This is a genomic window from uncultured Campylobacter sp. (genome assembly GCF_937997405.1).
Taxonomy (GTDB): domain Bacteria; phylum Campylobacterota; class Campylobacteria; order Campylobacterales; family Campylobacteraceae; genus Campylobacter_B.
This window is the reverse complement of the sequence record NZ_CALKTL010000166.1, coordinates 1-9,572: the sequence shown is the minus strand read 5'-3', so window position 1 is coordinate 9,572 and position 9,572 is coordinate 1. Positions and strand designations below refer to the sequence as shown.

At 48.6% G+C, this 9,572-nt stretch carries 11 protein-coding genes; 6 read left to right on the top strand and 5 right to left on the bottom strand.

The window, feature by feature from the left end:
• A partial coding sequence (locus Q0372_RS08970; RefSeq protein WP_298105026.1) for a DUF4878 domain-containing protein occupies positions 1-444 on the top strand: 444 nt, incomplete at its 5' end.
• Positions 426-1,037, top strand: a complete 612-nt coding sequence (locus Q0372_RS08965; protein ID WP_298105024.1) for a YiiX/YebB-like N1pC/P60 family cysteine hydrolase — start codon at positions 426-428, stop codon at positions 1,035-1,037. The genes Q0372_RS08970 and Q0372_RS08965, both read left to right, overlap by 19 nt.
• A gap of 259 nt (positions 1,038-1,296) precedes the next feature.
• On the opposite strand, the gene nusA is transcribed toward Q0372_RS08965, so the two are convergent.
• Positions 1,297-2,421 carry a transcription termination factor NusA gene (gene nusA / locus Q0372_RS08960; RefSeq protein WP_298105022.1) on the bottom strand — a complete coding sequence of 375 codons (1,125 nt, stop codon included), beginning with the start codon at positions 2,419-2,421 and terminating at the stop codon, positions 1,297-1,299.
• A 158-nt stretch (positions 2,422-2,579) separates the two neighbouring features.
• Between nusA and Q0372_RS08955 the strand changes: the two genes are divergently transcribed.
• From Q0372_RS08955 to Q0372_RS08940, 4 genes are read left to right on the top strand one after another with little or no spacing between them, the layout of a single operon-like run.
• Positions 2,580-2,822, top strand: coding sequence for an HP0268 family nuclease (locus Q0372_RS08955; RefSeq protein WP_005870077.1), 243 nt, complete (start codon positions 2,580-2,582; stop codon positions 2,820-2,822).
• On the top strand, positions 2,819-4,114 hold the full coding sequence (gene miaB, locus Q0372_RS08950; RefSeq protein WP_298105019.1) for a tRNA (N6-isopentenyl adenosine(37)-C2)-methylthiotransferase MiaB: 1,296 nt from the start codon (positions 2,819-2,821) through the stop codon (positions 4,112-4,114). The genes Q0372_RS08955 and miaB overlap by 4 nt, the downstream gene beginning before the upstream one ends.
• A complete protein-coding gene (locus Q0372_RS08945) occupies positions 4,095-4,748 on the top strand; it encodes a lysophospholipid acyltransferase family protein (protein ID WP_298105014.1) in 654 nt (217 codons plus the stop codon). The genes miaB and Q0372_RS08945 overlap by 20 nt, the downstream gene beginning before the upstream one ends.
• A 46-nt stretch (positions 4,749-4,794) precedes the next feature.
• The gene (locus Q0372_RS08940; RefSeq protein WP_297948694.1) at positions 4,795-5,550 is read left to right on the top strand and encodes a hypothetical protein; all 756 of its coding nucleotides are present in this window, start codon (positions 4,795-4,797) and stop codon (positions 5,548-5,550) included.
• A 229-nt stretch (positions 5,551-5,779) separates the two neighbouring features.
• On the opposite strand, the gene Q0372_RS08935 is transcribed toward Q0372_RS08940, so the two are convergent.
• From Q0372_RS08935 to Q0372_RS08920, 4 genes are all read right to left on the bottom strand, one after another.
• Entirely contained in the window at positions 5,780-6,436 is a 657-nt protein-coding gene (locus Q0372_RS08935) for a metallophosphoesterase (RefSeq protein ID WP_298105011.1), read from the bottom strand.
• Positions 6,433-7,434, bottom strand: a complete 1,002-nt coding sequence (gene tilS / locus Q0372_RS08930) for a tRNA lysidine(34) synthetase TilS (RefSeq protein ID WP_298105008.1) — start codon at positions 7,432-7,434, stop codon at positions 6,433-6,435. Before tilS ends, Q0372_RS08935 begins: the two co-directional genes overlap by 4 nt.
• Positions 7,435-7,439: 5 nt before the next feature.
• Positions 7,440-8,969 (bottom strand): MiaB/RimO family radical SAM methylthiotransferase, encoded by a 1,530-nt coding sequence (locus tag Q0372_RS08925; protein WP_298105005.1) that lies wholly within the window; start codon positions 8,967-8,969, stop codon positions 7,440-7,442.
• 1 nt (position 8,970) lies between these two features.
• Positions 8,971-9,572, bottom strand: a 602-nt coding sequence (locus tag Q0372_RS08920) for a pantoate--beta-alanine ligase (protein WP_298105002.1), incomplete at its 5' end; no start/stop codon positions are given.

Here is a 9,572-nt window from a genome sequence, read left to right as displayed (position 1 = left end):
GAATTTAAAAAATATTTATCGTTTGTATATAAAATCTCAAAATTTCTACGAGGAGAGCTTATGAAAAAATTCCTACTCGCGCTCATTGCTATATTCGTTTTAACGGGCTGCGGCAGCGACCCGAAAGGCGTAGCCGAGGACTTCATCAGAGCCCTATACGAGGGCGATTCTAAGACTTTGGTGGATGCTATAGACATACCCGATAAGGACAGATCAGACGACGGCTCTATGCAGATGATAAACGGCAAACTGATGCAGATGGCGGGTGCCGGCAAGGAGGAGGCCTCTAAGCGCGACGGGCTAAATGGCGTCTCGGGCGAGCTGCAAAATAACGACGAGAAATCGGCGCTCGTGAAAGTCGTCGTGTCTTTTAAAAACGGCACGAACCGTACCGAGAGCGTTAAACTCGTCAAAAAAGACGGCAAATGGAAGGTTGCGCTTTAGCCAAAAAACTTCTAGTTTGTCTGATCTTCGCTCTAGGCGCATTCGGCGAGCTTTGGACGCTAACACGCGCGCCTACGGCAAAAGAGCCGCTGCGGGTGCCGGATGAAATTTTATCAAATCTACGCACGGGCGATCTCGTCTTTCGCATGGGCGACGTTACCGACAGCCGCATAATCGCAACCGCAACGAATTTTAAATACTCGCACGTAGGCATAATCGTGCGCGAACGCCCGCTCGTGATAGTGCACGCCGTAACGGGCGAGGGCGAGCGAGACGGCGTCGCGGCCGTTTCGATGCAGGAGTTTTTGGCGCATGCGCGAGACTTTGGCGCGGCGCGGATAAATTTTTTAAGTGAGGAGCAAAAGGCGCGCCTAGCTACCTCTTTACTTAAGCGCGTCGGCGAGGGTTTTACGCTAAGACCTCGTGGCGAAGCGAACCTCTACTGCACGACGCTACTTGAGCAAGAAATCTCTAAAATCACGGAATTTTCGCCGCAGTATTTTAAGCTAAGCTTAGCCGCCCTGGGCGGCGAATACCTCGCGCCGAAGGCATTTTGGCACTACGGCGGCATCGAAATTTTATACGAGCGGTAGGCGCAGCTTATCTTGGACCGGAATTTTGCGCGCTGTGTAAATTTAAATATCGCATCAATTCAAATCCGCGAATGAATAGAATTTAAGCTTAGAATTCTGCGCCGTAAAATTTCGGTCAAATTTCGCCTTTACGCTAAATTTTAAAATTCCGAAACGGCGTAAAATTCCACTAATTGCTAAATTTGCAAAATTTAGTAGGCGTGGAATTTTATAGGGCGTGTAACTTGCAAAATTTTAAAAAGCGAAGTGCGCTTCGTCTCTACAGCTCGCCGAAAAGCGCTTCGAGATTTTTAAGACCTTCTTCCTTGGATACCTTTTTCTCGCTCGCCAAGCCGGTTTCGATAAGCTCGATCTCGCAGCCGCACAGCATCGAGGCGAGGCGGATATTTAGGCCGTTTTTGCCGATCGCTTTGCTTTTTTGATCGGGGTTTACGTAGACGATCGCCTTGCCGTCCTGCGTTATTTTGACCGAGTTTACGATCGCAGGCGCCATCGCGCGAGTGATCAAAATTTCGGGGCTTGCGGAGTATTCAAACGCGTCGATGCTCTCGCCGCTTCCGTCTTGCAAATTTTTGCTTAAAAATCTACTTACCGCGTCGATGCGAGCGCCTCCTTTGCCGACGGTAGCGCCTACCGGATCGACGTTTGGCGAGACGGCGCTAAGCGCGATCTTAGCGCGCCTACCCGGAATCCTAGCGCAGGCTTGGATGATGACGCTGCCGTCTTTGATCTCGGGGACTTCGGCGGCGAGTAGGGCTTCTAGGAATTTCGGGCTGGTGCGCGAAAGTTCTAGTCTGATACCGTGGGATTTGTCGATGGCTACGTTTTTGATGACGGCTTGCAGCACGTCGCCCACTTTGAAATTTTCGCCCTTGATGCGGTTTTTTTGCGGCATGAAGGCTTTCGTATCCTCGATCTCTACGTAGGTCGTGCCGTCGTGATCGATCTTAGTGACCGTGCCGTGGGTGAGAGTGCCTACCTTGCTTTTATAGTTTTCAAAAATTTTCTCCTCAAGCAGCCTTTGGATATGAAAATTTAGCTCTCTAGCCAGCACGCCGGAAGCCGTACGACCGAGGTTTTCAATATTTATTTCGTAGCTTAGCTCATCACCGATCTCCGCGTTTTCGCCTATTTTTTTGGCTTCGCTCAGCGCGATGAAGTTGTGATCATCGAGTCGCTCGTCATCATCTGCGACGACGTGGACCTTTTGGTAAAGCTTGACGCGTTTGGTCTGCGGATCGACTTCGCTGTCGTAGAGATACTCCTCGCCGAAAAGTCTTTTTGCGGTCTGGATGAACGCCGTTTTGACGCGCTCTTTGACGTCTGCGGGCTCAAGCCCCTTTTCATTTGCAATCGACTCGATGATGTCGGTGATTTTTTCCATAAATTTTCCTTAAGATTTGATTTCGTGCTACTAAATTTGGATTTTAAATTTTGAAGTGTGGTATTATATGGAATTTTGACTTTATTTTTATTTAAACGAATTATTATCTAAATTTCGCTAAACTCGCGGGTTTAAAAAGATAAATGAAAGGATAGATCATGCAGCTAAAACTTGCCAGAACGGAGCTTGCTTCTAAGCCAAAAAGCGTTAAGATCGAGGATTTGCAAGCCCAAGTAGAAAAGAGCGGACAGAAAATATTTTATCTGGATAGAGAAAATTCTCAAAAAGATTTAGCCGCTTTGGTGGATTTTTTCGATACTAAGGGTTTTAGCGTGTATCAGCGCATAGTGCGATACGGGCTGAACGAAAACGAGTATATGTACGAGGTGCATATCCTTTGAGTAAACTCCTCTTCATCCAGACCCTAGGTTGCGCGATGAACGTGCGCGATAGCGAGCATATTATCGCGCAGCTAAAAGAGCAAGATTACGAGATTACCGACGACGTAAATATTGCAGATCTGATCTTAATAAATACCTGCTCAGTGCGCGAAAAGCCCGTGCATAAGCTTTTTAGCGAAATCGGAGCTTTTGATAAAGCGCGAAAAAAGGGCTCTAAAATCGGCGTTTGCGGCTGCACCGCAAGCCATCTGGGCGGAGAAATTTTTAAGCGCGCACCATTCGTGGATTTCGTACTCGGCGCCAGAAACGTATCCAAAATTTCGCAAGCCGTACGTACGCCTAAATTTATCAGCACGGACATAAACTACGACGAGAGCGAGTTTGCATTCGGCGATTTCGCGAGCTCGCCATATAAATCCTTCATAAACATAATGATCGGCTGCGATAAAAAGTGCTCCTACTGCATCGTGCCGCAGACTAGAGGCGATGAAATTTCGATCCCCGCTCAAATCATCTTGCGCGAAGCCGAAAGATCCGCAGCTCGCGGCGCCAAAGAGATATTTTTGCTCGGTCAAAACGTCAATAATTATGGTAAGCGCTTTTCTAACGCGCACGAAAAAATCGACTTCAGCGATCTGCTCGTGCGGCTTGGCGAGATAGAGGGCATCGAGCGCATCCGCTTTACCAGCCCGCATCCGCTGCATATGGACGATAAATTTTTGGACGTTTTTTGCAATAATCCTAAAATTTGCAAATCGATGCACATGCCGCTGCAAAGCGGCTCGAGTAAGGTTTTGCGCGATATGAAGCGCGGATATACCAAGCAGTGGTATCTAGACCGCGCGCTTAAGCTACGCCAAAGCTGCCCGGGCGTGGCGATTAGCACCGACATCATCGTGGGCTATCCGAGCGAGAGTGAGGATGATTTTGCTGAGACGATGGAGGTATTAGAGGCGGTAAAATTCGAGCAGGTTTTTTCCTTTAAATTTAGCCCGCGACCGCTTACGCCAGCGGCAAGCTTAAAGCCGCTTGATGATGAAATTTCAAGCGAAAGATTAAGCAGGTTGCAAAGCGCCCACGTTAAAATTTTAGACGAGATCGCAGGGGCGCAAAAAGATAAAATTTTCGATGTATATTTCGAGGAGCTGCGCGAGGGCGGCACTGTGTGCGGTAGAAGCTTTTCAAATTTTTTAATCTGCGCGCAAGGCGGCGAAGAGCTGCTAGGCAAAACGCGCAGAGTGCGTATCGAAAAGACCGCCAGAATGGCGCTTTATGGACAAGTTATCGCTTAAAAAGCGGTTGTTTTTCCGCGTCGCCGAATATCTCATTTTTATCCTGATTTGGTGTATTTTTTTAACGTGCAGGGTTAAATTTACCCCCACGAAGCTGCCCGAAAAGCCCTGCGTCGTCGTGTTTTGGCATGGAAGACTGGCGATGATGAGCTTTGCGTATAGGCGCTGGTGGCTGCGGGATTTCGGCAGCAAGAGGCGCGCCAAGGTCATCATCTCAGATCACAAAGACGGCGAGATAATTACGCGCGTGATTTCGCATTTCGGCATCGGCGCGATCCGCGGCAGTAGCTTCAAGGGCGGAGCGCGTGCGCTTATGGGCGCGATCAAAGAGATAAAAAACGGTACCGACGTCATCATCACTCCCGACGGTCCGCGCGGTCCGCTTCACAGCGTCGCCGACGGCGCCGTGATCCTTGCGCAGCGGCTAAACTTAGACATTTACGCACTAAATTACGAAGCGAGCAGTTTTTGGAAATTTCATAGCTGGGACGAGATGGTATTGCCAAAGCCGTTTTCGCGCATAAATTACAGCCTCAGCGCGCCGTTAAATTTAACTGGGCTTAGCCTCGATGCGGGTAAAGAGGCGATCAGGCAACTGCTTTTTGCAAGCGCCGAGCAGGACGTTAAATTTTAGTTTGAAATAATAGTGTTTCGGTATAATTGCAATTTTAGGAGAAAAAATGGCACTATTTAAAGCAAAATCATTCCTCGGCGTCGCTAAAAGTGCCGACGCATGCGAGTTTTTTTATAGAAAATTGGGCTTTGGCAAAAGAATTTTGGATGAGAAATCCGATCGCTTTCCTATCGCGCAAGAAAATGATCTGGCTACCTCACTGGCGGGCTTTGCGGATCTGAGTGATAAAAATTTAATCTCCTGTGTGCTGATTGACGACGAAAATCAAAGAGTGCATTTTAACGAGGATTATATGATTAAAGAAAATAGCATTTATCAAAAAGTCGATGATAGCTTCATAGTGGAATTTCCTCGCGCAAGTGCACAGGCGGCGGATGAGACTTTTGGAATAGAATTTAGCTCACACGCCAGTTTATTTAAAATTTTATACTTCTTGCTAAAAAATCAAAGCGATTTTGAAAATATGGCGATGTTTGCACTGAAATTTAATAATCGCGCATGTTTTGTCGTCGCCAACCAAGAGCGCGTGCTCTATGCCGACATAATGCGTATCGATGAGGAGATGCAGGCGGCGATGAGCGACGCGGACGAGCTATTTTACGAGCTTTTAAATTTTCAGATCGAGACCTTCTACAAATCCGAAAATAGCGAGTTTCTCACCAACGTTTTCATCTACTCCGACGGCACGCTTAGCAACGAGATCGGCTATGTGATTTTCACGCGCATCTTCATCAAAACAAATTTGATAAATCTAAATTTCGCCGATTACATCAACAAAATCGCGATGCTGGAAGCCCGCTAGATCAAATTTTTCGCTTCGCACCTAGGCAGAATTTTAAAATTTTATCTTTGCAATTGCGCTTGCTTGATACGATTTAGTTGCCTGTTTGCGCCGCATTTTATTAAATTTTATTTCGCGTTACATAATGGATTTTGGCTGGGTAAAATCATTCGTATTTTAAACGGCTCGCTTTTAAATTTAAGCTTATTTACTGCAAAGCGCCTGTCTTGCACCGTAAATTTTGTCTTTTTCACAAATCCCGATTAATTTTGCGTAAAAAATTTTCTATCAAAGCTCGCCTTTGCTCCACGTCGTCATTCTCGCTAATGCCCTCTAGCTCGCTTGCGTGATGGGCCTTGGGCGGGATATCTTTCAGATACGACCACACCTCGTCCTCGCTTAAAATTTTGCCGTGTAGATCAAAACCTACGTTTAGCGCCCTGCCCGAAACTTCAGCCATATCTGCGTGCAGGTGACCGTAGAGCATCAGCGCGCCATAATGGCAGTTTGCCCACTCGATCATCGGGTAGTGAGACAGAGCCGCTCTCTTATGTGATAGGCGCACAAAGGCATAGCTCACGATCTGCTCAAACATAAAATTGCCGTCCGCCTTGCGCTGGCTTAGCAGTTCGTTTTTCATCGCAGCGATCCGCCCGTCGTGGTTGCCAAGCAGCAAAAAATGTCGCCCGTTCAGTCTGCGTAGCAGTTCGCAAGTGTGCGCAAAATCCTTGTGAAAGGAGACGTCGCCGAGATTATAGACAAGATCCTCAGGTGTAACAAGCGCATTCCAAGCGGCGATGAGATTTTCATCCATCTCGGCTACGTTCGCGCCTTTTCTAAAATTCGGGTATTTTTTCAGCACCAGCTCGTGGCCGAAGTGCAGATCTGAGGTAAAATAAACGCTCATAAAAGCTCCTCAAATAGCGCAAGATCCGCGCCTGCGGCAAATAAAAATCCGCGGTTTATCGGCGGGATGGCGAGCCGCCTGCACGCTTCTTTAAATTTCTTTTCCATCGCCGCTTTAATATATGGCGTTACGAGAATAAAATTTTTGCCCGCACCCACGGCTACCTTGCCGCTTAGCACGCAGCCTGCGCCGTTTTCCAGGCAGCGCGTGCATTCGTTTCGCTGTGCCGAGCTTAGCACTAGTCCTAGCCGCTTGCACGCCTGATCTACGCCGCGAAGCTCGCCAAGACCGCGTTTTACGAGATAAATTTTAGGTGCGGGATTAGAAATTTCGGGAGTTAAGCTTAACGCGTCGGTCGCCAAAAACTCAAAGCTTTTTTTCACGCCGCTAAAGTACTCATTTAAAAACGGCTCGCTAAATTTCGCGCGAATAAAGCCGCGTTTAAACCGGTCCGTCAAATTCGTTTCGTCGGTGAAGTATTTTAAGTTTCGCTCACGCAAAAACCGCTCCAGCTCGCACTTTCGCACGCCTAGAAGCGGACGAGCGATCACGTAGTCCTCGCGGGGCTCAAGCTCTTGCATGCCAAGTAGCTCGCTAAGCCCTGCACCGCGCCCAAGTTGCATCAAAAACCACTCGAATTTATCGTCAAACTGATGCGCCAAAATCAAATTTTCATATCCCCGCTCGCGGCAAATCTCGGCGAAAAACTCGTATCTGGCCGCGCGCGCCTCGTGCTCAAAATTTGACTCGCCCAGCTGCACGCTTTTTACGTAGATTTGTTTGTTAAATTTAGCCGCCAGATCTCGCGCCGAGGCGACTTCATCTTTGCTTTGCGCGCGGACGTTATAGTCCACGATCGCAAGGTCAAATTTCACGCCCGCCTCGTCCAGAAGGTAAAAAAGCGCCGTGCTATCGACGCCGTGCGAAAAGGCAAGCAGATTTTTGCCGGCTCGCAGCAAGGCTAGAATTTTGCTCGGAATTTCAGGCGGATTTTTCATCTCTCTTACGAGCTTTTTAGCACTCGCGCAAGCAGCCTATCGCCCGCAAATTCCGTGATTTTGCACTCGTATAGACCGCCTACTTTTAGATTTTGCACGTAGCTTTCGTTGATTAAAATTTCGCCGTCGATGTCCTTGTCCCATGCAAGAGGCTTGGCGCCGTAAAAAAACTCGCCCTCGCTGCTGGCGCCTTCGATTATTAGGGGCATCTTTTTGCCTACGAGCGCGCGCATGCTGCTATCTATCACCTCGCGCGTGATTTTCTCGATCTTATTTAAGCGGCGGCTAATCGTCCGCGCAGGGATTTGCGGCATCGCAAAGCTCGCCGTATCCTCCTCCTTGCTGTAAGCAAAAGCTGAAATTCTATCAAATTTAAACTCCTGCAAAAAGTCGCAAAGCTCGTCAAATTCTACGTCTGTTTCGCCTGGGTGTCCGACGATGATGCCCGTGCGGAGGAACGAGTTTGGCGCTGCACGCATTAGGCTTAAAAGCTCTTTGATCCGCGCCGCGCTCGCGCCGCGCTTCATCAGGCTTAGCATTTTGTCGTTTATGTGCTGAATCGGCATGTCGAAGTAATTTGCGAAAACGGGTGAGCCCACGATCGTGCGGATGAGTCGCTCGTCGGTGCTGGTGGGGTAGAGATACAGCACGCGCGCGACCTTGACGCCCTTTATTTTTTCGATGCGTTTTATCAGCGCGACTAGATCTATGTCCTGCTCGTGGACTTTTTCGTCGCCAGCACTCTCGCCGCCAGAGCCCTTATCGCAGACGAGCCTACTTTGAGCGGCAATTCTATCTCTCGCGCCGCCGCTTGAGTCATTGGGGTTTTGCTCGCAGCAAGAGGCGTTAAAATTCTCTCCGTCGCGAAAGCTTGCAAAATTTAACTCGCCTTCGGAGCCTTTAAAATTTGATCCGCCGTTTTTGCCGCGCCTTAGATCGCGACCGAAGCTGCTAGAATCCTGCGCTATAAAGCTAAAATCGTAAAATCCGCGCGCTACCAAGCCGCGCACCTCCGCTTCGATATCCTCGATGCTGCGGCTTTTTAGGCGGCCTTTGAAGCTCGGAATGGCGCAGAAAGAGCACTTTTGATTACAGCCTTCCGAAATTTTAACGTAAGCATGGTAGTTTGAGCCTGTTATCACGCGCGAAGAGGTAAGCGCGGGGCTTTGCAGATAGGTTTGCGGGCTGAATAAATTCTGCTTTTTTAAAATCATTTCATCGATTTTATCGTAGTCGCCAACGCCGCTAAAAATATCGACCTCGGGCAGTTCGCGCATGAGCTCGTCCTTGTAGCGCTGCATCAGACAGCCCGTGACGACCAGCAGCGCGCCGCTTTTTTTCTGCTCGCTAAGCTTCAAAATCGTGCGGATACTCTCTTGCTTGGCGCTTGCGATGAAGCCGCAGGTATTTACGATCATCACATCCGCACTCGCAGGCTCATCTGTGAGCTCGTAGTTTTGCAGACGCCCGAGCATGATCTCGGAGTCGACTAAATTCTTATTGCAGCCCAGCGAGACGAGATGGAGTTTTGCCATTTTACAGCCAGATATTATCGACCAGACGGGTTGTGCCGACCTTTGCGGCAAGTAGGATTATCGTATCGCCTTGCTTGATCTGCGAAATTTCATTAAATTTATAATCCACGAACGCTATGTAATCGACCGCCAGTGGCTCAAGCACGCTAAGCATCTTTTCGCGGATGATATTTAGGCTGATCTCACCTTTTTTAATAAGCGAGCTGGCGTTTAGCAAGGAGCGCGAAAGCTTAAGCGCCATAAGCTTTCCCTCCTCATCCAAATAGGCGTTGCGCGAGCTAAGCGCGAGCCCATCGCTTTCGCGCACGATCTCACAAGGGATGATATTTATAGGCATAAAAAAGCTCTTTACCATCTTCTGCACGATGAAAAGCTGCTGGGTGTCCTTTTTACCCATATAAACGTTGCTAGGACGAGTTAGATTAAAAAGCTTATTTAGCACTTTTAGTACGCCGTCGAAGTGCCCGGGGCGCGTTTTGCCTTCCAAAATTTCACTTATCGGCTTAGGTGCTATGATTGCTGGCTCCTCCGTGCCGTAAATTTCATCCGCGGCCAGCTCCTGCTTCGGGGTGACCGACCTCAAGAGGCTGGTGCGCACCACCC

Excerpts from the sequence above, each read along its gene's own strand:
- tilS (WP_298105008.1), bottom strand. The coding sequence starts at position 7,434 with ATGAAAAATCCGCCTGAAATTCCGAGCAAAATTCTAGCCTTGCTGCGA.
- nusA (WP_298105022.1), bottom strand. The coding sequence starts at position 2,421 with ATGGAAAAAATCACCGACATCATCGAGTCGATTGCAAATGAAAAGGGG.
- Q0372_RS08955 (WP_005870077.1), top strand. The coding sequence starts at position 2,580 with ATGCAGCTAAAACTTGCCAGAACGGAGCTTGCTTCTAAGCCAAAAAGC.
- Q0372_RS08940 (WP_297948694.1), top strand. The coding sequence starts at position 4,795 with ATGGCACTATTTAAAGCAAAATCATTCCTCGGCGTCGCTAAAAGTGCC.
- Q0372_RS08945 (WP_298105014.1), top strand. The coding sequence starts at position 4,095 with ATGGACAAGTTATCGCTTAAAAAGCGGTTGTTTTTCCGCGTCGCCGAA.
- Q0372_RS08965 (WP_298105024.1), top strand. The coding sequence starts at position 426 with ATGGAAGGTTGCGCTTTAGCCAAAAAACTTCTAGTTTGTCTGATCTTC.
- Q0372_RS08925 (WP_298105005.1), bottom strand. The coding sequence starts at position 8,969 with ATGGCAAAACTCCATCTCGTCTCGCTGGGCTGCAATAAGAATTTAGTC.
- Q0372_RS08935 (WP_298105011.1), bottom strand. The coding sequence starts at position 6,436 with ATGAGCGTTTATTTTACCTCAGATCTGCACTTCGGCCACGAGCTGGTG.